At 66.2% G+C, this 23,889-nt stretch carries 24 protein-coding genes and 1 pseudogene; 11 read left to right on the top strand and 14 right to left on the bottom strand.

Features of this window, described 5'->3' with window-relative positions; genetic code table 11:
* Positions 1-16 precede the first annotated feature (16 nt).
* Positions 17-409: a holo-ACP synthase AcpS gene (gene acpS / locus JX552_RS21760; RefSeq protein WP_205873956.1), complete on the top strand. Its 393-nt coding sequence runs from the start codon at positions 17-19 to the stop codon at positions 407-409.
* A gap of 162 nt (positions 410-571) precedes the next feature.
* Here acpS and JX552_RS21755 read toward each other — a convergent pair whose 3' ends face one another.
* A complete protein-coding gene (locus tag JX552_RS21755; RefSeq protein ID WP_205873955.1) occupies positions 572-901 on the bottom strand; it encodes a hypothetical protein in 330 nt (109 codons plus the stop codon).
* 39 nt (positions 902-940) lie between these two features.
* Between JX552_RS21755 and JX552_RS21750 the strand changes: the two genes are divergently transcribed.
* The 3 genes from JX552_RS21750 to qcrB all read left to right on the top strand — a co-directional run bounded on the left by JX552_RS21750 (position 941) and on the right by qcrB (position 3,606).
* Positions 941-1,561, top strand: coding sequence for a helix-turn-helix domain-containing protein (locus JX552_RS21750; RefSeq protein ID WP_205873954.1), 621 nt, complete (start codon positions 941-943; stop codon positions 1,559-1,561).
* The gene (locus JX552_RS34250; RefSeq protein WP_431196003.1) at positions 1,507-1,665 is read left to right on the top strand and encodes a hypothetical protein; all 159 of its coding nucleotides are present in this window, start codon (positions 1,507-1,509) and stop codon (positions 1,663-1,665) included. Before JX552_RS21750 ends, JX552_RS34250 begins: the two co-directional genes overlap by 55 nt.
* Positions 1,666-1,995: 330 nt before the next feature.
* Positions 1,996-3,606, top strand: coding sequence for a cytochrome bc1 complex cytochrome b subunit (gene qcrB / locus JX552_RS21745; RefSeq protein WP_205873953.1), 1,611 nt, complete (start codon positions 1,996-1,998; stop codon positions 3,604-3,606).
* Between the two features lie 49 nt (positions 3,607-3,655).
* On the opposite strand, the gene JX552_RS21740 is transcribed toward qcrB, so the two are convergent.
* Genes JX552_RS21740 through macS form a run of 3 tightly spaced genes read right to left on the bottom strand, consistent with a single transcriptional unit; the run spans position 3,656 to position 7,381 of the window.
* Entirely contained in the window at positions 3,656-5,542 is a 1,887-nt protein-coding gene (locus JX552_RS21740) for a DUF2339 domain-containing protein (protein ID WP_205873952.1), read from the bottom strand.
* A 59-nt stretch (positions 5,543-5,601) separates the two neighbouring features.
* Positions 5,602-6,258: a response regulator gene (locus JX552_RS21735; RefSeq protein ID WP_205873951.1), complete on the bottom strand. Its 657-nt coding sequence runs from the start codon at positions 6,256-6,258 to the stop codon at positions 5,602-5,604.
* Positions 6,251-7,381, bottom strand: a complete 1,131-nt coding sequence (gene macS, locus JX552_RS21730) for a MacS family sensor histidine kinase (RefSeq protein ID WP_205873950.1) — start codon at positions 7,379-7,381, stop codon at positions 6,251-6,253. Before macS ends, JX552_RS21735 begins: the two co-directional genes overlap by 8 nt.
* A 26-nt stretch (positions 7,382-7,407) precedes the next feature.
* On the opposite strand from macS, the gene JX552_RS21725 reads away from it, so the two are divergent.
* Complete coding sequence (locus tag JX552_RS21725) at positions 7,408-8,748, top strand: dipeptidase (RefSeq protein WP_205873949.1); 1,341 nt, start codon at positions 7,408-7,410, stop codon at positions 8,746-8,748.
* A 127-nt stretch (positions 8,749-8,875) separates the two neighbouring features.
* Here JX552_RS21725 and bcp read toward each other — a convergent pair whose 3' ends face one another.
* Positions 8,876-9,349: a thioredoxin-dependent thiol peroxidase gene (gene bcp, locus JX552_RS21720; protein ID WP_205873948.1), complete on the bottom strand. Its 474-nt coding sequence runs from the start codon at positions 9,347-9,349 to the stop codon at positions 8,876-8,878.
* 80 nt (positions 9,350-9,429) lie between these two features.
* On the opposite strand from bcp, the gene JX552_RS21715 reads away from it, so the two are divergent.
* Positions 9,430-9,657, top strand: a complete 228-nt coding sequence (locus JX552_RS21715; protein WP_205873947.1) for a DUF3618 domain-containing protein — start codon at positions 9,430-9,432, stop codon at positions 9,655-9,657.
* Between the two features lie 109 nt (positions 9,658-9,766).
* Here the strand turns inward: JX552_RS21715 and JX552_RS21710 are convergent, their stop codons facing one another.
* On the bottom strand, positions 9,767-11,494 hold the full coding sequence (locus tag JX552_RS21710; protein WP_205873946.1) for a DUF3556 domain-containing protein: 1,728 nt from the start codon (positions 11,492-11,494) through the stop codon (positions 9,767-9,769).
* 417 nt (positions 11,495-11,911) lie between these two features.
* Here JX552_RS21710 and JX552_RS34245 point away from each other — a divergent pair, with 417 nt between their 5' ends.
* Both JX552_RS34245 and JX552_RS21700 read left to right on the top strand, forming a co-directional pair.
* Positions 11,912-12,217: an ATP-binding cassette domain-containing protein gene (locus tag JX552_RS34245; RefSeq protein ID WP_205873945.1), complete on the top strand. Its 306-nt coding sequence runs from the start codon at positions 11,912-11,914 to the stop codon at positions 12,215-12,217.
* Positions 12,142-12,923, top strand: a pseudogene (locus JX552_RS21700) (ABC transporter permease). The gene JX552_RS34245 and the pseudogene JX552_RS21700 overlap by 76 nt, the downstream one beginning before the upstream one ends.
* Here JX552_RS21700 and JX552_RS21695 read toward each other — a convergent pair.
* Complete coding sequence (locus tag JX552_RS21695; protein ID WP_205873944.1) at positions 12,920-13,774, bottom strand: lysophospholipid acyltransferase family protein; 855 nt, start codon at positions 13,772-13,774, stop codon at positions 12,920-12,922. The pseudogene JX552_RS21700 and the gene JX552_RS21695 sit on opposite strands and share 4 nt — an antisense overlap.
* Positions 13,775-13,840: 66 nt before the next feature.
* Here JX552_RS21695 and JX552_RS21690 point away from each other — a divergent pair, with 66 nt between their 5' ends.
* Positions 13,841-14,413 (top strand): TetR/AcrR family transcriptional regulator, encoded by a 573-nt coding sequence (locus JX552_RS21690; RefSeq protein ID WP_205873943.1) that lies wholly within the window; start codon positions 13,841-13,843, stop codon positions 14,411-14,413.
* Here the strand turns inward: JX552_RS21690 and JX552_RS21685 are convergent.
* The 6 genes from JX552_RS21685 to JX552_RS21660 are packed head-to-tail and all read right to left on the bottom strand — an operon-like array spanning position 14,394 to position 20,768.
* A complete protein-coding gene (locus tag JX552_RS21685; protein WP_205873942.1) occupies positions 14,394-15,635 on the bottom strand; it encodes an FAD-dependent oxidoreductase in 1,242 nt (413 codons plus the stop codon). The genes JX552_RS21690 and JX552_RS21685 overlap by 20 nt on opposite strands.
* 6 nt (positions 15,636-15,641) lie before the next feature.
* Positions 15,642-16,439 (bottom strand): TauD/TfdA family dioxygenase, encoded by a 798-nt coding sequence (locus tag JX552_RS21680; RefSeq protein WP_205873941.1) that lies wholly within the window; start codon positions 16,437-16,439, stop codon positions 15,642-15,644.
* Entirely contained in the window at positions 16,418-17,479 is a 1,062-nt protein-coding gene (locus JX552_RS21675; protein ID WP_205873940.1) for a D-alanine--D-alanine ligase family protein, read from the bottom strand. Before JX552_RS21675 ends, JX552_RS21680 begins: the two co-directional genes overlap by 22 nt.
* Complete coding sequence (locus JX552_RS21670) at positions 17,480-18,838, bottom strand: ATP-grasp domain-containing protein (protein ID WP_241010668.1); 1,359 nt, start codon at positions 18,836-18,838, stop codon at positions 17,480-17,482. It abuts the gene before it with no gap.
* Entirely contained in the window at positions 18,835-20,061 is a 1,227-nt protein-coding gene (locus JX552_RS21665) for a sedoheptulose 7-phosphate cyclase (protein ID WP_205873939.1), read from the bottom strand. Before JX552_RS21665 ends, JX552_RS21670 begins: the two co-directional genes overlap by 4 nt.
* 32 nt (positions 20,062-20,093) lie before the next feature.
* Positions 20,094-20,768 carry an HAD-IA family hydrolase gene (locus tag JX552_RS21660; RefSeq protein ID WP_205873938.1) on the bottom strand — a complete coding sequence of 225 codons (675 nt, stop codon included), beginning with the start codon at positions 20,766-20,768 and terminating at the stop codon, positions 20,094-20,096.
* A 253-nt stretch (positions 20,769-21,021) separates the two neighbouring features.
* Here JX552_RS21660 and JX552_RS21655 point away from each other — a divergent pair, with 253 nt between their 5' ends.
* Together JX552_RS21655 and JX552_RS21650 are read left to right on the top strand one after the other, a co-directional pair.
* Positions 21,022-21,627 carry a TetR/AcrR family transcriptional regulator gene (locus JX552_RS21655; protein WP_205873937.1) on the top strand — a complete coding sequence of 202 codons (606 nt, stop codon included), beginning with the start codon at positions 21,022-21,024 and terminating at the stop codon, positions 21,625-21,627.
* Positions 21,624-22,544, top strand: a complete 921-nt coding sequence (locus JX552_RS21650) for an oxygenase MpaB family protein (protein ID WP_205873936.1) — start codon at positions 21,624-21,626, stop codon at positions 22,542-22,544. The genes JX552_RS21655 and JX552_RS21650 overlap by 4 nt, the downstream gene beginning before the upstream one ends.
* On the opposite strand, the gene JX552_RS21645 is transcribed toward JX552_RS21650, so the two are convergent.
* Positions 22,503-23,888, bottom strand: coding sequence for a tetratricopeptide repeat protein (locus JX552_RS21645; protein ID WP_205873935.1), 1,386 nt, complete (start codon positions 23,886-23,888; stop codon positions 22,503-22,505). The genes JX552_RS21650 and JX552_RS21645 overlap by 42 nt on opposite strands.
* Between the last annotated feature and the right edge of the window lies 1 nt (position 23,889).

Genomic DNA, 23,889 nt, shown 5'->3' with positions numbered 1-23,889 from the left:
GTTAACCTGGCCACCCATGGGAATCGTCGGAATCGGGATTGACCTTGTCTCCATACCTGATTTCGCCGAGCAGGTGGACCAGCCGGGAACCGTGTTCGCGGAGACGTTCACTCCGGGTGAGCGCCGCGATGCCTCCGACAAGAGTTCATCGGCGGCGCGTCACCTGGCGGCTCGCTGGGCGGCCAAGGAGGCGGTGATCAAGGCGTGGTCCGGGTCCCGGTTCGCCCAGCGGCCGGTGTTGCCGGAGGACATTCACCGCGACATCGAGGTGGTCACCGACATGTGGGGCCGACCGCGGGTGCGGTTGAGCGGTGAGATCGCCAAGCACCTGACCGACGTGACGATTCACGTGTCGCTGACCCACGAAGCCGATACCGCGGCCGCGGTCGCGATTCTGGAGACCAGCTAAGAGTTGATTCATAAGTCGGCTGGTGCGGACTGTTGAATCGTTGGGTTTGTGCTTGTTCGCCTGGTCCGCCGACGTCCCCGGGTGTAGCCGCGGGGTCTGTTGCGGGGTAGGGCGGGGCGTTCCCCTTGTCCGGCAGGGGCCCTAGGGTTGGGGCTGCCATCCTCACCAGCGCCCGGTGTGGTGGTCGGGTTGTGGTGGATGGTTGACCGGACCAGCCCCTCGTGCTGGGTCCCCGGCCCGCTCGTGGCGGGCGGCAAGATAGGCGCGGCTGGCCGCGCCGGCGCCCCGTTGCACAGCGCGACGCAGCCGAAACACTGCATCCCAATGCTTTTCGACCCGGCGGCGCATAACCGCATCACCGGAGAGGTCCAACTCCAGTGCGATGACCGCTACCTGCTCGGGCCGGCGCCAATTCGCGGTCTTCGACTTCCCCCGCCGCCGCACCGCCACAGCAGCAGCTACCACCGGATCGTGCAACGCGGCGGTCCTCACGCCCCGATTCTGTCGTAGGCCTCTGACAAATCCGGACAGGTGAGAATCACCAGACTGGGGCAGGCAGACGTCTACGCCCTGACCGGCGTCACCGTGGCCGAGGTCGACCGCATCACCGCCATCACCGATCCCGGGCATCGGCCGGGCCGCCCACCAGGGCTGACCCACCGCGACCGCGTGCTGCTGACACTGGTCGCGCTGCGCACCAACCTCACCGAACGCGCCCTGGCGGCCATCTTCGACACCAGCCAGCCCACCGCCCATCGAATCATCCGCGACCTCACCGCCGCCGTCGCCGGGCTTTTCGTCCCCGACCAATTCGACGACACCGACACCCTGCTCCTGGACGGAACCCTCATCCCGGTCCACGACCAGTCCATTACCCGACCCAGCAAGAACTACCGTCGCTCGGTCAATATTCAGGTGATTGCCACCCTCAATCGTCGGATCGTGCGCGTAGGCAACGCCTGGCCCGGCAACCGCAACGACATCGTCGTCGCCAAAGCCACCATCACCCTGCCCGCCGGGATCACCACACTGACCGACGGCGGCTACCGCTCCATGCCCGGCGCAACACTGCCACCCACACAGACGACACCTCCCGCCTGGCCGAACACCGTCGTCGACGCGCCCGCATCGAACACATCCTGGCCCGAATGAAGGACTGGCAGATACTGCGCCAATGCCGCCGACGCGGCAACGCGATCAACCTCGCCGCTCGCGCCGTCGCCTACCTCTGGAACACCAAGCTCGCACACTTATGAATCAACTCTTAGCGCGAGCAGACGCAAAATCACCGTGGAGCTTGCGCTCCAGCGGGATTTTGCGTCTGCTCGCGCTAGCTGAGGGGCCTTCAAGCCGTCCCGCCGCCGAGGCTGAAGAGCGGTCGGCCGCGACTCGAACTCGGCCCGCGCATCTGCAGGCTCGGTGAGTGGTGTTGTCCCGCCGCACCGCATCCTCGGTCGATCGACCGCCAACCTCTTCAATGAATTCATTTACAGAGGCGGGTCAAAGTACTACTCTCTGTGGTACTACCGAATGTAGTAATACGCGCGACAGCCGGCTCGCAACGGCGCGGTTCCGGTGGTGAGGGGATGACCGCCGTGAACCTCGAACTGGCGAAAGTCGTTGCCGGACAAGCTCGCGCCATCGACTCCCGGTACCATCCGGCGGCGGCGGTGCGTCGTCAGCTCAACAAGGTGTTCCCGACGCACTGGTCGTTCCTGTTGGGTGAGATCGCGCTGTACAGCTTCATCGTGTTGCTGATCACCGGCGTGTACCTGACGTTGTTCTTCGACCCGTCGATGGCCGAAGTCACCTACCACGGGGCGTATCAGCCGTTGCGTGGGGTCGAGATGTCACGGGCCTACGAGACGGCGCTGAACATCTCCTTCGAAGTCCGCGGCGGTTTGTTCGTCCGTCAGGTCCACCACTGGGCGGCGTTGATGTTCGCCGCCTCGGTCATGGTGCACCTGGCGCGGGTGTTCTTCACCGGCGCGTTCCGGCGTCCGCGTGAGGCGAACTGGGTGATCGGGTCGCTGCTGCTGATCGTGACGATGTTCGAGGGTTACTTCGGCTACTCGCTGCCCGACGACCTGCTCTCGGATATCGGACTGCGGGCGGCGCTGTCGTCGATCACGTTGGGATTGCCAGTGATTGGCACTTGGCTGCACTGGGCACTGGTCGGTGGTGACTTTCCCGGCTCAGTGCTTATTCCGCGGCTGTACGCGCTGCACATCTTGCTGATCCCCGGCATCCTGCTGGCGCTGATCGGTGTTCACGTGGCATTGGTGTGGTTCCAGAAGCACACCCAGTTCCCTGGCCCGGGCCGTACCGAGCACAACGTGGTCGGCGTGCGGGTGATGCCGACCTTCACGGTCAAGTCCGGCGCCTTCTTCGCCTGCATCGTCGGCGTGCTGGGTCTGATGGGCGGGGTGCTGCAGATCAACCCGATCTGGAATCTCGGCCCGTACAAGCCGTCCCAGGTTTCGGCGGGTTCGCAGCCGGACTTCTACATGATGTGGCCGGACGGCTTGCAGCGCCTGATGCCGGGCTGGGAGCTCTACATCGGCCACCACACGGTGCCGGCGACGGTCTGGGTGGCCTTGACCATGGGCCTTGTCTTCGTCCTGCTGACCCTCTACCCGTTCCTGGAGAGGCGGTTCGCCGGCGACCACGCGCACCATAACCTCTTGCAACGCCCGCGCGATGTTCCCGTGCGCACCGCGATCGGCGCCATGGCCATCAGCTTCTATCTGGTGCTGACGCTGTCGGCGATGAACGACATCATCGCGTTGACGTTCCACATCTCGCTGAACGCGACCACGTGGATCGGGCGTATCGGCATGGTGGTGCTGCCGCCGCTGGTCTACTTCATCGCCTACCGGTGGGCCGTGGGGCTGCAGCGCAGTGACCGTGCGGTGCTCGAGCACGGCGTCGAGACGGGGATCATCAAGCGGCTGCCGCACGGTGCCTACGTCGAATTGCATCAGCCGCTTGGACGCTCAATTCCGTTGAGCTATCAGGGTGCACCGCTTCCCAAGCGGATGAACAAGCTGGGCTCCGGCGGCTCGCCCGGCAGCGGCGCCCTGCTGCTCGCCGATCCGGTTGCCGAGGACGTGGCGTTGCGCGAGGCGGGTCACCGAGCCCATCAGCGTGCGCTTGCCGCCTTGCGTGACGCGAACAGGGAGGCCGACCAGACCTAGAGCACCGTGGAGGTTGCGATCTACGGTGCTCTAGGTCTGGTCGCGAGGGCTAGCGGGCCAGACTGCGGGCGTAACCGGCTCCCATGCTCAGCAGCACGAGACCCACGACGATGAACGCCGCTACCCGGAATATGCCGTCCAGGGTGGCGAGGTCGAACAGGAACAACTTGGCGGTGGCGGCGCCGGTGAGAGCCAGGCCCGCCGTGATCGCCTCCGTCCTACGCTCTCGGCCGCCTTGGCGCAGCGCGTAGACGAAGAGCCCTGCCGCCATACCGATCCAGCAGATGGTGGCCGCCATGTGCCCGGCCAGGAATCCGCCTCCGGCACCGCCGACCAGGACGCCGGCGGTCACCGTGAAGGCGGTGACGGCGTAGACGATCAATGCCCCCGCCGTTGCCACGAACAACCCCGCGGCTTCGGATTCCAGCCACGCCCGGGTCATGGCGACGGCCAAGGTGATGACCAGCAGACTGGCGGCCAGCGTGGATACTGCTACCGAGGTCGGCACGGCGGTGGCGCGCACCAACACGTGCAGTGGCGCGTAGCTGTAGAACAGCCCGCCGCCGATGATGCCGAATCCCATCGCGATCCAACGTGCTACGGCGTCTCGGCGGCCGACCACAGCAATGACGACGGCCAGCGCCAGCAGTACCGGGCCTTCGACATAGCCGGTGCAGGCAACGGTGAGAGCGATCAGCGCGGAGATCGCCGACCACACCGACCAGATCTGGGTAACGATGCGGGGACGCTGACCAATCAGCGCGGCTGCCAACATGCCCGCCGCCAGCGCAGCGGCGAGGACCGCAGCCAACACCCGATCCACCGAGATTGCACTGGCCAGCACCGGGGCAGTGCCAACGGAGGTCACCAGGGCCAGGCCGCTGGCGTTGGTGCTAGCCGGCAGCAGGATGAGACCGCTGGCGATCGCCAAGAGCGCGGCCACCGCGCATGCGCCACCGAGCAGCGACGCGTTGTCGTGTGGACGGGCTGCCGGCAACGCGACCAGCAGCGGCAGTGTCGACGCCGCGATACGTGCAGCGTGCATCCACAGCCAATCCTTGCCGAGCTGCACCGGCAGCGCGGCCGCAGAGAGTGCGAGCATGAAGCTGATCAGCAACAGATCGACCCCGTGGGTGATTTCGGGTGCTAGCACGATCAGCGGTATGAGTACCAAGAGGGCCAGTTGCTCGGAGTCCCAGCGGCGGGCCAGCGCCAAACCAGCGCCGCCCACCAAAGCGGCCAGCACCAGCCCGATCGGCGCAGCCACCCACTTGTAGATGGTGACGACGGCGATCACGTCCAGGTATGCGGCGGCAATGCCCGTGGCCGCCAACGCAATCGCTCCGATTCGTCCACCGGGGCGGCCACGCAAGCGGACCGCCACCGCCACCAGGGCACCAGCCAGAGTAGTGCCACCGGCTACCCGGATCTCTGGTCGAAGCAGCCCGGCTTGCGCTGCCAGTACGAGCAACAACACGACCCCGATCAGCGTCACGGCGACTCCGGCGACGGCGAGCAGCTTGCCGATCCAACCTGACTCGGCCCCATCGGACGCGTTCTCAGGCTGCGGGGGAGGGGGCGGAGCCGGCCGCGGCGTCTTTTGCCGCGGCGGGCGGGGTGCGGGTGGCGCCGCCGACGCCGGCTGCCAATACTGCCAGTAGTTCTGCCAATACGGCGCTGCCTGCTGAGGGGGCGCGGCGGGCGCGGGCGCGGGTGCGGCGGGCGCGGGCGCGGCGGGCGCGGGCGCGGCGGGCGCGGCGGGTGCGACGGGTGGCGGCACGAATACGGGGGCGGGCGCCGGGGCGGGGGGCGGCGCGGGGGTAGAGAGCAAGCGGTCCAACTGGGTGAGTTCACCCGACACGCGGGACATCTGACGGGCCAGGGCATCGAACTCGTGCGAAAGCCGGCTGATCACAGCCTGATGCGATTCGGTCATGCTGGTCCACCCTGCCGGTGTGTGGCAGCGATCGGATGAGTAGGACTACCTGAATGCCGCTATTGGTCGAGGCCGTGCTCGATCGCGTAGCGCGTCAGCTCCACGCGATTGGCGACCTGCAGCTTGCGGAAGGTCGCCTGCACATGGTTCTCCACGGTCCGGTGGCTTAACGACAGACGCTCGGCAATCTGCTTGGCGGACAATCCTTTCGCGACAAATCGCAGCACTTCGGTCTCGCGTTCGGTGAGGCTTGGGGTAGCGGGATCGGAAGTCGGGTTCGCCGCGATGCGCCGATATTCGCCCAGCACCAGCCCGGCCAGGCTCGGGGTGAACACGGCTCGCCCGGCCGCGGTGGCTCGCACCGCGTCGGCCAACTCGGCCTTGGATGCGCTCTTGACCAGGTATCCGGTGGCTCCTGCTTTGACCGCCTCCAAGACGTCGTCGCGTTCGTCGGAGGCCGAGAGCACCAGGACTTTGGTGGACGGCGACACCTCCAGCACCTCGGTCGTCGCCGCGACGCCGTCACCGTCGGCCAGGCGCATGTCCATCACCACCACGTCCGGTTTGACCACCGCCGCCCGACGCCGCGCCGACGCGACGCCGTCGGCGGTGGCGACCACCTGGAAACCGTCGTCGGCCAGATCGCGCGCCACCGCGTCCCGCCAGATGGGGTGGTCGTCGACAACCATCACGGTAGGTTCGGACGCCTCAGTCATGACGGGGCACGCTCAATTCCCATTCCGTTCCCTCTCCCGGGTTGGTGTGCAGCTCAGCGCTGCCACCCAGTGACATCAACCGTCCCACGATTGACTTCGAAATGCCGACGTGCCCTTGGCCGACCGCCTCCTGCAGTCGGCCGGGGGCGATGCCCACCCCGTCGTCGCGGATGCTCACGGTCACGGAATCGCCCAGATCTTCCAGCAGTACAAAGGCGCGCGCATCGGGGCCGGCATGGGCCCGCACGTTGTCTAGGGCGTTGCCCACCGCGGCGTCCAGTTCGGTGGCGACACGGCCATCCAGGGGAACTGCGGTGCCCGGCAGGCTCATCGAGACGCGCTCACCTTCCCGGCGGCGTAACAGGGCGCGCATATCGATCGTCCGGTCGGTTTCGCTTTCCATCTCCGTGGAGGTCACCCAACTGCGCAGCGTCCGCTCCTGTTGGCTGGCCAGCGTAGCGAGTTCGGCTGCGGCGCCGCCAATTTCCTGACCCCTCTTGGCGACCAGGGCAAGCACCTGGATGACGCCGTCATGCACCTGTCTGGACAGCCGCTCTCGTTCTTCCAGCGCCGCTGACAATCGGGCCGCACGCTGCAATTCCTCGTGGGCGCGTCGGGCCGTGCTGGCCGCCAGGCCGACCGCAAGGCCGGCCGCGAGCTCGACGATGATGGTGGCGTTACGTCCCAGGTTGACGTTGATGTATCCCTTGACGAATTCACTCGCGGCCGTCACCGCCAGGCCGGTCAACATGCCGCCGGAGGGGCCGAACTGCAGAGCTGCCGAGATGGTCGCGTTGCTGGCCCACAGGGTCGTGGGCCAGGTCTGATTGTTGTGCGCCCACTGCCCGGAAGCGACCACCTCGGTGGACAGCATGAGCACCACCACGACCACGAGTTCGGCGATCACCCAGGCAGGCCGCCTGCCGAACCCCCGCAGATAGGCGACCGCGCAGGCCGCACTCCAGCCGACGAGCACTACGAACAGCGACCAGCCGAGCGCGGGGTGGCGTAGGTCGGAGGTGATGGCGATGTGAAAACCCAACGCATACAGGCAGCTCAACAGTCGAAACAGCTGGGCTGCCCGCCACAGTGGTGTCGTCGGATCGGGACCGTCGTTGGTCACTGCGCAAGTTTAACTAGCCTGTGGGCATGACTGATCTGGTTGAGCGGGTGCGCGAGGTGTTGCCTTCGGTGCGGCGCGACCTCGAAGATCTGGTGCGCATCGAATCGGTGTGGGCGGACCCGGGTCGCCGCGACGAGGTGCATCGCAGCGCCCGAATGGTGTCGGACCTGTTGTCGCAGGCGGGTTTTGACGATGTACGGATCGTCACCGAGGGCGGCGCCCCAGCGGTCATCGCCCACCACCCGGCGCCACCGGGGGCCCCGACCGTGCTGCTGTACGCCCACCATGACGTGCAACCCGAAGGCGACCGCGGCCAGTGGCACTCGCCGCCCTTCGAACCGACCGAACGTGACGGGCGCCTGTACGGCAGGGGCACCGCCGACGACAAGGCAGGCATCGCAACACATCTGGCTGCAATCCGGGCACACGGTGGCCGCCCGCCGGTGGGCGTGACGGTGTTCGTCGAGGGCGAGGAGGAGTCGGGCTCGCCGACGTTGGGCCGGTTCCTCGCCGCTCATCGCGACGAGCTGGCCGCCGACGTGATTGTGATCGCCGACTCGGACAATTGGAGCAACGAGGTTCCCGCGCTCACGGTGTCACTGCGGGGGATGGCTGACTGCGTGGTGGAGGTCGCCACGCTGGACCATGGGCTGCACTCGGGGCTATGGGGTGGCGTCGTCCCCGACGCGCTGGCGGTGCTGGTGCGGCTGCTGGCCAGCCTGCACGACGACGACGGCAACGTCGCAGTGCATGGGTTGCATGAGAGCAAGGCCGCTGACGTGGAATACCCGCCGGAGCGGGTGCGCAAGGACTCCGGTCTGCTGGACGGGGTGACCGAGATCGGGTGTGGCTCGGTGCCGCAGCGGTTGTGGGCCAAGCCGGCGATCACGGTGATCGGCATCGACACCACTTCGGTGGCCGCGGCCTCCAATACCTTGACTCCGCGGGCGCGGGCGAAGATCAGCATCCGGGTGGCACCGGGCGGGGACGCGGCCAAGCATCTGGACGCGGTGGAGGCGCACCTGCGTGACCACGCACCCTGGGGTGCGCAGGTCAAAGTCATCCGCGGCGAGATCGGCCAGCCGTATGCGATCGAGGCGACCGGTCCCGTTTACGACGCCGCGCGTGCGGCGTTCCGACAGGCATGGGGGGTGGACGCCATCGACATGGGCATGGGCGGGTCGATCCCGTTCATCGCCGAGTTCGCGAAGGCGTTCCCGCGGGCCACGATTCTGGTCACCGGGGTGGAAGACCCCGGCACGCAGGCGCACAGCATCAACGAGAGCCTGGACCTGGGTGTGCTGGAACGGGCGGCGATAACCGAGGCGCTGCTGCTGGCCAACCTTGCTACGAGAGTTTCGGATTGAGATAGGCGTCGGGCATCGCGCACGACGACGCCGAGGCCGGTGTATGTGGGCGGCTCAGGTTGCGGTCCCGGTCCCCTCACCGCAAACGTCGGTCAAGTTTCGTGTCAAGTTTCGTTGGGTGCCCGGCTCAGACCGACAGATCCCGCCGCAACTTCGCCACGTGCCCCGTAGCCTTGACGTTGTACTGTGCGACGGCGATCTTGCCCCTCTCGTCGACCACGAAGGTCGAGCGGATCACCCCGGTCACCGTCTTGCCGTACATCGGCTTCTCGCCGAACGCGCCGTAAGCAGTGAGCACCTTGCGCTCCGGGTCGGACAGCAGGGGGAACGTCAGACCCTCGGCGTCGCGGAACTTGGCCAGCTTCTCCGGCTTGTCTGGCGAGATACCCACGACGTCGATGCCGGCCTCGTTGAGCTCGGCCAGGCTGTCACGGAAATCGCAGGCCTGTTTGGTGCAGCCGGGCGTCGAGGCGGCGGGGTAGAAGTACACGACGACGCGGCGTCCCTTGTAGTCGGACAATTTGACGATGTTGCCGTCGGCGTCGGGCAGGTTGAAGGCGGGCGCTTTGTCGCCTGGCGCCAGCCGCGTGGTCTCGGTCAAGGTGTATCCCTTTCTTGTCGCCGAAGCGTCGGCACTAGGGTAGTTGCTCAGTGCACCAGCCTGACTTGGAGGACAGACACGTGGCGGACCGCGATCCCGACACCATCAAGCAGGAGATCGACCAGGCCCGTGAGCAGCTGGCGGCCACCGTCGACTCGCTTGCGGAACGGGCCAATCCTCGCCGCCTGGCCGACGACGTCAAGGCCAAGGTCATCGAATTCCTCAACAAGCCGATCGTGACGGTGTCGCTGACCGGGATCGGCGCAGCCGCCGTCGTCGTGGTGATCTACCGGATCAGAAAGCACTGATCGACTCAGCGCCGCGCCACGAAGTAGCCGGAGACCAGGGCTTTCAGCCGCCCCGACGGACACCACCACCAGACCAGCGATCACCGCGGTCGTCACGCCGGTTGACCTTTCATGCCTGCCGGGTGACGTGAATCGGAATGTTGTCGTCCCAAGGCTGGGCCCCGGCCATATCGGCGACCTCCACGTACCCGCGCTCGAACTCCCCCGTCGCCGCGTCCACCAGCCGATATTCCTGGCGCTGCGTCTGGATGGGTTGTGAGTCGAGGATCACCACCCGCACCTCACCGGGCTCGAATCCGCACCGCTTCTGCAGCGCCTCGATGAGGCACTCGTTGTGCAGATGCCCGTCGCCGAAGTTCCAGCCGAGCACCATCGCGCACAACACCTCACCCTCGCAGAGGTTGTAGTCGTCTTCGTCGTATCCGGCCAGGGCCCGGTGCGCGAGGGTGAACAGCGCCCTCCCGTGGGTGTTCATGCCGCGAAATGCGTAGGCGAGGTGGATGGGGACCAGGGTGGCCTCTTTGCTCTTGTACAACCGCTCGAGCTGAAGGTGCTGCATCGGCCCGAGCGCGCGCGAGCCGATGCGGATCTTCTCGTCGGCCGACGGCTTGACGCACCAGACGGTGGTGTCCCAGTTGCCGGCGTAATACCGCATGCCGGGCAGGAAGGAAACCTTGCGCGGGAACAGGTTTCCGATGACCACGGTGCCGGCGACCACCGTGAACAATGCGGCCACCAACACCGGTTGGTGCACATCGGAGAGGCCTACGCCCGCGTGCGCGACGAACAGCCACAGCACCCCGAACATCATGAAGACGTTCCACTCCAGCGGAACCCCCATCGGGAATGCCAACAGGATGTTGAGGTGGAAGACGATCATCACGAAGGCGGCGATGGCCGTGGGCCATCCGCCGTGCGAAAAGAGGAGCACCAACGGCACCAGCCCCTCCACAGCGGTCGAAAAGTGCGCGATGAATCCGGACAAGGCGCTGGGTCGCAAATCATCCGGGTACTTCTTGAACAGCGACCGCTTGAGGAATCCCGAGGGAATGAACGGGTTGTTCGCCAGCATGGTGGAGATCACGAAAGGAAAGTGCTTGTTCAGCTTGGACGTTGCCGCGCCGAGCCAGATGACCATGAACACCACCTTCGCCCCGACCACGATGTCCGCCCCGGAGAACAGGAACACCAGCGTCAGCGGCGCGTACACCTCCCCGCGGGCGGCCAGGAAGATGATCTTGTCGCGCAGGCCGAGTACGGCCAGCACGGAGAGTATGGCGATCGGTTGCCATCGGGGCAGCACGCCGATCGTGGTGTCCAGGGCCGGAATCGGACCGCTGCCGTCGGACACCACGGCGGTGGCGAGCAGGATGAGCAGGGCCGCGTAGAGCAGCGCGTCGAACGGAGTTCTGTCGGTGCCGTCAGTCAGGGGTATCCGGCCGGGCCACGGCGGCAGGCGGATGGTTGCGGGGCGCAGCCAGTACAGGGCAGAACCGATCGGCGGGAAGTAGCGCCCGGCCAGCGGCCCGAAACAGCAACCGAGGCCAAGAACCTCGAACAGCATCGTGTAGAGCACGGCCTTCTGGAAGACGATGGGCTCGGTCCACCACGATGCGACGTCGGTGAATCCGCCGACGCCCGTTGTGGTCGAGGCCAATGCCCAGGCGCCCAGGATGTAGAGCAAGATCTTGATGCCGTACATCACGTGCATGATCAGCGGTGTGCCGAAGCCGTTCGCGGCGATGTGCTGCATCATCGGGACCACGCGCTGCGCCCGCGGACGTTTGCTCCATTCAGCCATCTCGACGACGGGCAGGTTCGGCTGAATGAACCCCATTGCTGCTCCTTCGAACGGTGTGCTGTTGCCGACGACACGCCGTCGTGGCCGGCAACGTGGGGACGCTCGCGAGCGAGGGTCGGGCCATGAGAAAAGCTACCTGCGACGTAGGTGCGGCAAAAGGTATGCGTCGACTCAGCGGGACGAAACTCGCCGGTTTCGCGGGCTTGTTGCGATCAGCGCGATCCCATCTCCCGGGCGGGCCGACGGGGAGTGACGCCGTGGTGTCTTCATCGTCGATGGTGAGTACCGTTGAGCGACAGTGCTTGTCAGGTTCGAGCGACCTTCGCGCGCTCGACGGAACTGCTGCGCGGCTGACCACGGCGCCGCCCTCGCCGGCGCGCCGGTTCACGTGGACAACCGACGGGCCAGACCGGGAAACGTGAACCACACAGGTCTGTCGAGAGGAGTCCGAATTTGGGAATTGCCACTGTACGAATTGTCGGTGGCCACAAGCGCTTTGATGCCGACAGTCACGCCCTCGCCGACATCGACTTGACGATCGACGATGGCGACTTCCGGGCGATTCTCGGGCGTAGCGGCAGCGGCAAATCCACACTGTTACGGGTGATTGCCGGGCTGGAGACGCTCACCTCGGGCACCGTCGAGTGGTCCAGTGCCAACGGTGTGGCGCGACCGCCCACGACGTGGACGAGGACCTGTTGCTGGCGTCATCGACCGGTCCCGTTCGGCGCCGGTGGGTACCCGCGCTTGCGATCGTGATCGCTGTGGGCGCGTGGTGGCTGGCGACCGCGGTGCTGGCCCCGGCACATTCCCTGCTGCACGTGACGACGCCGGTGCAGGTGGCCAAGGCGCTAGGCGAGTTGTACAACCGCGGTGTGCTGCTGGCCGACACCGGGGTTAGCCTGTGGCACCTGCTGGTCGGTCTGTTGGTCGGCGCCGTGATCGGCATTCCGGCCGGGTTACCGATCGGGCTGAACGACACCGCCGAGCGCGCTACCCGACCGGTCGTCCAGTTTCTGCGGATGATTTCTCCGTTGTCGTGGGCGCCGGTCTCGGTGGCACTCTTGGGGCTCGGCGACGAACCGGTGGTCTTTCTGATCGCCGCGGCCTCGGTGTGGCCGATCCTGATCAACACCGCCGCCGGTGTGCACGCCATTGACCCGGGCTACCTCTAGGTCGCCAGATCGTTCGGCGCCACTCGCCTCGAACAGCTCGCCGTCGTGGTGCTGCCCGCAATCCGCGGCCATCTGCAAACGGGTCTGCGAGTGGCGTTGGGTATCGCCTGGGTGGTGTTGGTGCCGACCGAAATGTTGGGGGTGCGCTCGGGTCTCGGATATCAGATCCTCTACGCTCGCGACCAGTTGGCATACGGCCAGTGGTCGCGGTGATCGTGGTGATCGGCGCCATCGGGTACGTGCTGGATCTCGTGGCCCGGCGTGCCCTTTCGGGGTCCCGCCCGGCCTAGTTCGCCGCGACCGCGCGCGACCACGCCAGCGGGTTGAGTTCCCGGAAGGGGTCGTCGGCCCGCAGCGCGAGCAGATCCCGCAGGATCGCTTCGAGTTCGTGCTGGGTGTGGTCGCGCACCGTCGACACCCAGGTGTCCGCCGGTTTTTTCTTGGGCTTCGTGGTGTCGATCGGATCGCCGAAGCGCAGATACATCCGCTGGGGGCGGGGGATGAGGGTCGGTCCGATGCCCCGCAGCAACGGCATCGCCATGTCGGCATCGCCGCTGATTCTTTTGCTGACCGCTTGGCTGAGGCGACCCAGCCTGCTGTCGCGGGTGACCAGGCTCTTGTAGACATCGTCGCCGCCGACCAGGCCGACCGGCACGATCGGGTAGTTATGCTCCACCGCGAGGCGCGCGAATCCGGACCGGCCGCGCCAATTGAGCTGATACTCCTCGCCTTTGAATTTGGCGATCTCGCGGCCTCCGCCGGGGAACACCAGGATGGTCTCGTTATGGCGCATCAGTTCACTCGCCGCGTCCGGGGCGCCGACGACGCCTCCATAGGCGGCGATCAGGTCACGTCCGAGTCCTTTGGCCTGCCCGAACTTGCGGTCGGCCAGTGGCCGCACCCGGGTGCCGGTCACCCGCCGGACAAAGTGCGGAACGAGCAGAATCTCGGCCTGAGCCTGCTGAGTGTGGTTGCCGACCAACAGAAACCGGCCATCGGCGGGTAGCTTCTCCAGGCCACTGACATACGGGCGGTACAGGTCGACGACGGGTTGGATGCCGCCCTGGATCGTCTGCAGCGCCTCGCTCAGGATCTGCACCCGGCGAGGATGGTTCATCACGGCCTCACGTGCCTCGGTCATGGTGTCCTCCATTTCAGTTCCTGGCCACTATACCGAACGAACTAGTTCGTATGGTACCTTTTGGTGATGCGTAGTACAGACGAACTTCGCGACACGATCCTGGGCGCCGCTCGATCGGAGTTCGCCCAATTCGGGTTGGCCGGCGCCCGGATCGACCGCATCGCCCGCGCCGCAAGTGCCAGCAAAGAGCGGTTGTACGCACACTTCCGGGACAAGGAAACGCTTTTCCGCAGCGTGGTCGCCGCCGACAGCGCCGAGTTCTTCGCTGCCGTCACACTGCGGCCGGAGGCGGTCCCGGACTTCGTCGGCGACATCTTCGATCTCGCCTGCCGGCGTCCCGAGCATCTGAGGATGATCACCTGGGCAAGCCTCGAGGGGCTGACACTGGACCCGCCGCCCGCACTCGAGTGGGATTCGGTTCCGGAACGCGACATTCGCGCCATCGAGGAAGCTCAGGCTGCCGGCTATGTCGACTCTTCTTGGCGCCCCATGGATCTGCTGGTGGTGCTGTTCGGTGTGGGACTGTCCTGGGCACAGTCACCGCACCCGGACGCTCAGTCTTCCGATGCTGAGGTGCTGGCGGCCCGGCGTGCAACCGTCGTCGAGGCGGCCCGGCGAATCATCGCGCCGCGAGAATAGCCTCGGCGGTGCGGCGCCCGCTGACCAGTGCGCCTTGAATCGAGGCGGTGTCGCGATGGTCGCCGCACAGCCATATCCCCGCCGCGGTGCGGATCGGCCGGCGCACGGACAGCGGCGCGCCCTGTGCCGGCAGCGCTTTGGGTATGACGTGTCTGGTCAACGGCTTCCAACCGCGACTGTCGGTTTCCATGATGTCTGCGGCATGGGCCCGCATCGCGCTTTCCGACGGCACCGTTCCATCGCCGGCCACCACCGCCGAGGCCGCAATGAGGTGTCGGCCGGGCGGCGCATATGTCGGGGCGGCGGCACTGATCACTGCGGTGTTCAACACCGGTCCGCGGGGATGGGAACGGCCGTCCACCCGCAGCATCGGCGGACCCGGCACCGCATGATCGGTTGCCCACCAATCGGTCACGACCCCCTGCATGTGTGGCGCCGTCTCGGTTGTCAACCACGCCGCCGCGACCGCATCCGTCGCGACCACCACATGCCGTGCCCGGACACCCGCTCCCTCGGCATGAACGAGGTGCTGCTTGCCATCGGGGTCGATACGGAAGGCTCTGTGCTCCAACGCTATTCGATCGCTGATCGGCGCGGCCAACTGTCGCGGCAGGGCTTGCATGCCGTCGGCCGGCAGCGCAGGAACCCCGAGCGCGAACATCCGCGCCAGCAGTAACGCGAACGCGTTCGACGTGATCCCGGTCGTCTCGAGCAGCACACCGGCCATGAAGCGGTCAACCACCCTGCGCACCTCGCCGCCCAGGCCCGCCCGATCCAGCGCTTCTCGCAGACAGATGTCCCGATCCCGTTGCTTCTTGAGGCTTTTCGGCCGGGCGGCCGGGGCCACCCAGCGCACCAGCGCGACCAGGTCGCGAGGCGTGATGGCGCCGGAAGTCACCATGGCCGGCACTCGCCCGGGGGCGCGCAGCGGATGCACCCACACGGATGAACCCACCTCGCGGCGAACCACAACCCCCGCGCCGAACGGTTGCAGGTCCAGCTGCGCCAGGTCGACTGCCTTGCGCAGTTCCGGGTATGCCGGGTTGAGCACCTGAAACCCGCGGTCACACCGGAATCCGTCGACGATGTCGGTCCGGATCCGGCCACCGACCTGACCCTTCGCCTCCCAGACCAGGACATCGCGCCCCGCTGTCGCCAGCACGTCGGCACAGCGCAAACCGGCCAACCCGGCGCCGATGACCAGAACCTCTGTTTCGTCCATATCAGCTCACTCTTTCGCGGAACTGGAACCTGACCGGTGATCGGCGACCATACCGCGGTGCATAACGCGGTCCCCGACCACCCCACCGTGGTCGGCGCGATGCAGTACGCAGCGGTTGTCCCACATCACGACATCCCCCGGCGACCATTCATGGCGGTAGACATTGTCCGCCCGCGTCGAATGGCGGAACAGGAAGGCAATGGTCTCTTTCGCCAGCTCAGGCGACATGCCGCTAACCGCGGCGCAGCGCTGGGGCGCCGACAGATACAACGCGGTCCGACCGGACTCCGGGTGCATCAGGAAGACCGGGTGCTGCGCCGCCATCTCCTGGTCTGCGCCCAGGTCCAGGCCCGTCATGATGTGGGTGATGGTGCGCCCGTCGAGGTGGCTGCGGACTGAGTCAGGCAGTGTCCGGTAGGCGGCGTGCTGGTCGGTGAATAGCGTGTGCCCGCCGCGATTAGGAACCTGGACCGCTCGCAAGGCGGTGTAGACCGGGGGGTTTCTTACGTAACTGGTATCGGTGTGAAACGTCGAGCGGGGCGGCCGGTCGCGTCCGACGTTGCTGACCAAGTTGAGATCCGGGCATCCCGGTACGGGAGATTCGCCGGCGGTGAACACGATTGGACCGAAGCTGCGCAGAAAACGCAGGAAGGCTTCGTCGTCGATTGTCTGGTCAGGCAGGACGATCACACCGCGGCGCGCAAGCACCAGGCGCAGTGCGTGCACGTACGGTGCGGTCAACGCGCCGACCGAAAGGCCGGTTATCAACGCCCCAAGTGGTTTCAGCGTGGTGCACTCAAGCACGGTGCCCCCTCAAGGCCGATTTCGCGAAGTTGATCGGCGAACAACTCCGCGACGTCGATACCGGTCGCCGCCGCCATGACGGCGATGACGCTGCTGGGAGCGAAGGAGCAGTACGGGCCGGCCTCGAGGAACCACGGCTTGCCGTCCGGGTCGATTCGGAAGTCGAACAGGCTGTAGTGACGGCAGCCCAAGGCCCGGTGACAGCGTCGCGCCGCCTCCCAGACCCTTTCGGTGATCGGGTCGTCAGTGGGCACTATCCACGCGTAGCGGGTGTCCTTCGCCACGAGGTACAGATCACCGCCCTCGGTGCGGCGCAATTTGTCGTCGTGGTCACGGATGGGTTTGGTCGTCGCGTCCACCGCGTACTCTTCCAGCGGCAGGCACACCAGTTCCCCGTCGCGGACGACGATGCCGCACCGCACTTCCCGCCCGAGCTCGACGTACGACTCGATCAACGCCGACCCCCCGTAGCCGAGTGCCGTGTCGATCGCGGGGTGGAGTTCTCCCGGTGCGCGCACCAGGGACACACCTACCGAGTTGTCCGCGCATACCGGCTTGACCACCACCGGCAGCGGCAGGGTCGCGTCTTCACCGGCTCGCACCACCTCGCCGGCGGGCACGGCGACACCGGCGTCAGCGACGATCGCCCGTGCCGTCGCCTTGTCCGCCGCGATCTGCATCACCTCGGGCGGATTGCCAAGGTAGGGAAGTCGCAGTGCGCTCAGCAGTCGGCGGTAGGAGGTCATGCCGGGTAAGCAGAACATCTGCGGCACAACCACATCCACCCGCAGCGAGCGCAAGTGCGTGATGGCTCGAGAGACCGGCAATGCTGTTGCGGAATTCAGTGCGTCGGCACCGAGGTCATCGGGAAACCGCCATGATCCGTCGGGCGACACATACGCCAGCAGCACGTCGTAGCGGTCGTCTTCCGCGAGCGCGTCGAGGCAGGCGCGCGCGTAAAGGCGTGACAGCTCGGCGTGAAAGGTATCGACCGCCGACCCCACGAGGTGCAAGACCGACACGCGCGGCGGTAGGGTCATTCAGTCTCCGCCGTTCTCGACGAGTTTCCCGATGTTGAAGTCGATTCGGCGCCAACCTTTTCGGGCACGAAGGTTGGCCCACAGCAGTGCCGGGATCTGCAGATGATGCACCATCAGATAGGGCATCGGATCCCACCAGGTGAAGATCGCGTCCTTGCCTCGCATAATCGTCGCGAGCCTGCTGGGCCGGCCCGGCTGCCGGAGCAGCCGCCAGAGCTCGTGATAAATCCAGTAGGTGGGACGGGCGTCGGCATTCGGGGTGATCAGCGGATGCCCGTCGTCGAGGTAGGCGGCGGCAAGGTCCGGGTGGTCGTGAAACATGGTGATCGCCGAGTGGGTCCGCGGATTGCATTCGATGGCGTACACCGCACCGTCCCGAGACTCGATGAAATCGAAGGACACCTGGCCGCTGAGATTGAGATTCTTGACGAACGTTTCGACCCAAAGCCGGATTTCGGGCCTGTCGATACTGCGGTAATTGACCTGGGCCGGCGATGACTCACAGCAGCCGTAGACCTGCAGCCGCCCGCTGCGGGCAGTGCCGTGGGTGCAGTACTCGCGTCCTTCGATGAATTCCTGCAATATCCACGGGTCGTCCTCCGAAATCGACAGCGATCGCGCATACGCAGCATTGCGATCGGGTGTCGCGGCGGACAGGCGGGTGAGATCCAAGCGTCCGACCGGATCGTAGGCAATGCGCTTCAGGAGGTAGGAGCGTCCCGGGGGGAAAGCGAAGTCCACGACCTGCTCGGCATTCCTGATCCGGTGCGAGTCGGGCACCAGCAGGCTCAACGATGCTGCAGCTGAGGCGAATTGCGCCTTGTCATCGAGCAACCGAACCGTATCGGCATCGGAATGGACGACGTCGCAGGTACCGTCGAGCAGTTCCCGTGCGATGGCATCGGCGACACTTCCGGCGGGGCTGGACACCGGCACGTAGACGTCGACGTTTTCGTACCTGACGATGTTGAGCAGTGCGAGCGCGTAACCCGGAGTGGACGGTTCCGGCACACAGTAGAACGCATCCACCGCGCGGGAGAACCGGTGGCCGCTCCGTCGGTACTTGGTGGACTCGACCAGAATCACTCGGTGTCCGGCCAGGTGAAACGACCGGGCCAGCTGCAGCGCCTTAGTCATCTTTCCGCCAGTGAGCAGGATGGTCCGGCGAGCCTCGGCAGGCAGGCGGCCCCGAGCGGGTCGCCGTCCTCCGACCAACGCAACCAGCACCAGCGCGAGGTCGAAGGGAAGCGTGACGGATAGAGCGACAAGAGTGGCCACCGTCCGAGCCGCATCCGCATCCCAGATCCGGTGTACCCGAACACCGTTCATGGTCGCGGCGTCGTCGCGCGTCGCCGTCACTGCCGCGTGGCCTCGGATGCCGGCGGCGCGAAGACGTCCACGCCGTCTCCCGCGCGGGGAAACTCGAGGCAGATCTTCTTGTGCAACAACAGCGTATCGGCCAGCTCATCGGTGGTGACGTCGTTGAGGAACCGGCACTGACCGATCGGGTCGGGTATCGCGGCACGAAGCAGCCCGTCGCGCGTCTTGAGGATGGCAGTCGTCGCCCGCTCGAGCAGCTCCGAGGTCAGGTGTTCGCTGTCCAGGGCCAAACCCAGCGCGCTCATGACACTCAATATGCGGTCGCGGTCGCCGACCGACAGGTGGCCGCGCTGCTCCGCGAGTGTCGTCGACAACGCCATGTCGATGTTGATGGCGTGGCCATGGAAGAACGGGGTCGGTGGCGTCAGTTCCAATGTCGGGCTCCACGTGTGGCCGAACGCGATGACCCGGTCGAGGTCAATCTCGTGCAGGTTCGGCGCTTCCAGTCCGAGCATCGTCGCGATCCCCTGATAGGTCAGACGGTCACCCACGGCCCGCAATTCGGGGGTGCCGTCGAGATGGCCGAACCGGGTTCGGAGCAGTTCGGTGCCGTGCTCCTCGAGCAGATCGAAGATCTCGGCGTTGCCGACCACTGCGATCTTGATCAGCTCTGCCATCCCGTTACGTACCTGATCTTCGGGCAGCGTTTTGAGGAAGGAGAAGTCCAGCAGGACTTTCTCCGACGCGTGATAGGCGCCCAACCGATTCTTGTGCTTGCCGTGGTTAACGGCCACCTTGATCGACACGCTCGCATCGATAAGGCCGATCAGCGTGGTCGGAATCCGGATGTAGGGGGTGTTGCGACGGTAACTGGCGCAAGCGAATCCGGCGACGTCGGTGGTCAGTCCGCCCCCGACGACCAGGACGGGTTCGGTGCGCACCAAACCGAAAGCGTCGAACCGACTGACGATCTGTTCGTAGGTTTCCAGCGACTTGGCCGTTTCCCGGATCTGTACCGGGATAACGGTCAGCTCGATTCCGTGGTGGTTGAAATAGGACCGCATCGCGTCGCCGTAGATCCGGAAGACGGTATCGTCCACCACTGCCAACGCACGCCCGTACGGACGGTAGCTGTCTGCGAGTTCGGTGTTGTCCGGTGCGAACACGCCGTCGACGTAGCGCAGGTCGTACTCGATCCGCTCGTAGCCTTCGACGTGAAATGCTCTGTCACCGGCCGTCACTCGGGCTTGAAGATTGCTCACGGTGTCACTCCTGGGGCGAGGTGGGGAGGTGGTCAGGACGTGGCGAGGCCGAGAACCGTTTCAGGATCCAATGATTCGACGATCTGGATCGCGGCCGTGAACTCCGCTTCGCCCGCCCTGCTGGTGTTTTCGTTGGGGAACGCGATGCACGGGATGCCCGCTTGCACCGCTGCCGCTACACCGCCGACGTTGTCCTCGATCGCCACCACGCTGTCCGGCCGCTCACCGAGTTCCTTCAGGGCGAACTCGTACACCGCCGCACTGGGCTTGGCCTCCGACACGGACTCGTGATCGACGATGAGATCGAAGGTCTCGGCGCTGATCTCCGGCGTGAGCGCCGACAGCAATGCGTCGATGTTGGCCGGCGAAGTGGTGGTGACGAAGCCGACCTTGTGGTGATTCTTCTTGGCTTCGGCGATCGTGGCGGTGACTCCTGCGCGTGGCGTCACCGCCGAGTCCGCGAGCAGACGCTGGAAGATCTCGGATTTCACCTTGTGCACGGCTGCTGCATCGACGTTCTGCCCGCGGGACTGTGCGTAGTCCTCGATTCTTCGGGCACCGCCGTTGGAACCCAGCATCGCGATGTAGCCGTCTTGCGACCACTCCCAGTCCAGCCCGCAGTCGGCGAATGCTTCGTTGAAGGCTCGGCGCTGGAGCTCCGAGGTGTCGGCCAGAACACTGATGGATCCGAAGAGGACAGCTGACATGAGTTTCCTTTGATCGAGTGGGCATTGCCTAGATGGTTCCCCCGTCCACTACTGGTCTAAACGTACAGTAATGGTTAGATGCGTTTATAGTGGATATACAGTCCAATACTGGTCTGGCCGCCTTGGAACTTGCGCGGACTCGCTGTTGCATTACCCGGGGCCGGCCCGATGTTCAGTAAACTTCTGGCCCGAACGAGCCAGTGGGCGGAGACCACGAAGAAGGGACCGTTGCGAAAACAGAGGCGCGGCAGACATGACGGCAGTACCGGCTAACAGGCCGTCCGACGGCGGCGAGGACGCACGGGTCGCACGGACGCGTGCCGACGTCGCCCGCGCCGCCCTCAAGATCCTCAATGGCGAAGGGACAGAAGCGATTACGCACGCCCGGGTCGCCGATATGGCCGGTTACTCCAAAACCACGGTGTATACGCACTGGCCGGCGCGCGTCGACCTCATCGCCTTGGCGATCGAATCGCTCGGGGACATGCCGCACCACACACCCACCGGCGAGCTGCGCGCGGATTTGATCGAGGAACTCAAGGTCTTCCGGTCCGGGATCGTCGAACTGCGGCTCGACCGCGTGCTGGCCAGCATGGCGCAGTGGGCGTCGGAGGCACAGATCCGACAACTGCGGAACAGGGTCAACAGTGACGGCCAGCATCAGATGTACGCGATGCTGGGCGAGGTGTTCTCCGGCGCGGCGCTGGACGCGGCCGTCTCCATGCTGACCGGTGTCGTGGCATGCCCGTCACTGATGTACGGCACTCTCCCGGACGACGACGTCATCGAAGCCGCCGTCGACATGGTCCTGCGAAGCGCCGACTCGACGCATATCCCGACTCGTACCGTGGACACATGACCATTTCGTCGACGGTCAGCGCGGTGCGGCGCGACCTGGGGAGCCGAATCTTCGCCTTGGTGGCCGGCCCGGAGGGGCCGGCCAACCGGGAGCGCATCCACCGCACCCCGGGAGACCGGTGGTTCGCGCCGGATCGTCCCATCCGGCGGGTGAACGCGGACGCGTCGATGTTCGTCGGCGGATTGCGCGCCCTGCTGTTGCAGTCCTTGCATCCGCTGGCCATGGCCGGCGTCGCCGAACACTCGGACTACCGAGGCGATCCCTGGGGGCGGCTACAACGCACCAGCACCTTCCTGGCTACCACGACGTTCGGTTGCGCTGCCGATGCCCAAGCCGCGGTCGACCACGTCCGTCGCATTCACCGGTACGTAAACGGTGTCGCAACGGACGGGCGGCCATACGACGCGTCCGACCCGCACCTGCTGGAGTGGGTTCACATCGCCGAGGTGGACAGCTTCCTGCTCGCCCATCAGCTCTACGGCGCGGCCCCGCTCGACCAGGCCGGCCGGGACGGCTACGTCGCCGACATGGCCGTCGTGGCCAGGGCGCTCGGGGTGCCCGAACCGCCGCAGACCGAGCAGGAACTGCGTGACCGGATCGACGACTTCCGGCCCGAGTTGCGCGGCACACCGGCCGCCCGCGAGGCCGCCCGGTTCCTGCTGCTGACCCCGCCTTTGCCCCTGCCGGCCAGGCCTGCTTACGGCGTGCTGTCGGCTACCGCGGTGGCGATGCTGCCGGCGTGGGCGCGACTGCCCCTGCTGCTGCCGTACGTGCCGCTGCTGGAGGAGACGGTGACACGGATGGCCGGGCGTGTGCTGGTCGGCGGCATCCGCTGGGTCATGACGCCGGGTGGTGACGTGACAGCGACAGGTGGGTCAACGTCCTCGGCGCGACCGGAAGATCCGCCGACGCTCTGAGGGCGGCGAAGTGCTCTGGGAGCGCTCGAGTGCCTTCGGGGCCCAAACCGGATGGCCGGACTCGATGGCGCGGCGGAAGGCCGCTTGGGCGGCTTGGGTGTCACCGTGCTCGGCCCACAGAGTGCCCAGTCCGAATGCCGCGGCGGGGGCCGACTCGGCGTTTCCGGAGTCGGCCGCCTGCTGGAACGCAGCGGCCGCGCGGTCTGCGTCGCCTTGTCCCGCCCACAGGATCCCGAATCGGAGTGCTGCTCCAGGCGCATGCTCGGGGTGGCCCGACTCGAGTGCGAATTGGTAAGCGGCCGTGGCGCCTTCGAGGTCGCCCAGGCCGGCCCGCAGCATGCCGAGCGCGTTCGCCGCTGCCGGCGCATGGTCGGGATGCCCGGAGTCGATCACCGACTGATAGAGGGCGGTGGCGTCGGCGAAGTCGCCGTCCTTCTCGTGCAGCTTCGCCATGTTGATCGCCGCCTTGGGTGCCGCCTCGGCATCCTCGGTGTCGATCGCGGACCGATACGACGCACTGGCTTGTTCGAAATCGCCGGATCTTTCCCGCAGTTGCCCGAGATTGACCAGGGCCTTGGCCACCAGCTCAGGATCACCGGAATCGATGGTGGCCTGACAGGCGGTTGCCGCGCCGGCCAGATCACCCTGCTTTTCCAGCAGAGTGGCCAAATTGAATTCCGCGATGGGCGATAGTTCCGGGTGATCAGTGGCGATGACGATCTGATAAGCCTCCACGGCTCCCTCGGCATCGCCGAGGGCTTCTCTGGTCAGCGCCAGGTTGATCGCGGCAGTGGGAATCACCGCTGGCTTGCCGGACGCGACCGCGATCCGGTAGGCCACCTCGGCCCCCGCGGCATTGCCGCGACCCGCCCGCAACCCACCCAGTTGAAGCAGCGCGATCAGGATCGACTGTTCATGCTCGGATTCGATCGCCACGCGGTAGGCCGCTTCCGCTCCGTCGGCGTCGCCGTGTTCGGCTCGCAGATTTCCCAGATTCAGTGCGGCCATCGGGGCATGCTCGGGGTGACCGGAGTCAATTGCCTGCTGGTAGGCCGCAGTCGCACCTTGCGTGTCGCCTTGCCCGGTCAACAGGAACCCGAGCGCGAAAGCGGCTGCTGATGCCCAATGCGGGTGTTCGGAGTCGATGGCCCATTGATATGCCGCGAGCGCACCGTCGGCATCACCTTCGGTGGCTCGCTGCCGCGCCAGGGCGAATGCCGCCGGGGCCGCCTGCTCGAGGTCGCCGGAATGCAGTGCCCGTTGGAACGCAGCCTCGAGGTCGGCGGTTTCGCTCGACGCGTCGTGCGGTCGCTCGTGCTCGGAAGGGTATCGAGACGTTGGCATG

This window comes from Mycobacterium gordonae, assembly GCF_017086405.1.
GTDB classification, from domain to species: domain Bacteria; phylum Actinomycetota; class Actinomycetes; order Mycobacteriales; family Mycobacteriaceae; genus Mycobacterium; species Mycobacterium gordonae_D.
Note: the sequence above shows the minus strand (reverse complement) of the source record. Positions and strands in the feature narration are given on the sequence as shown.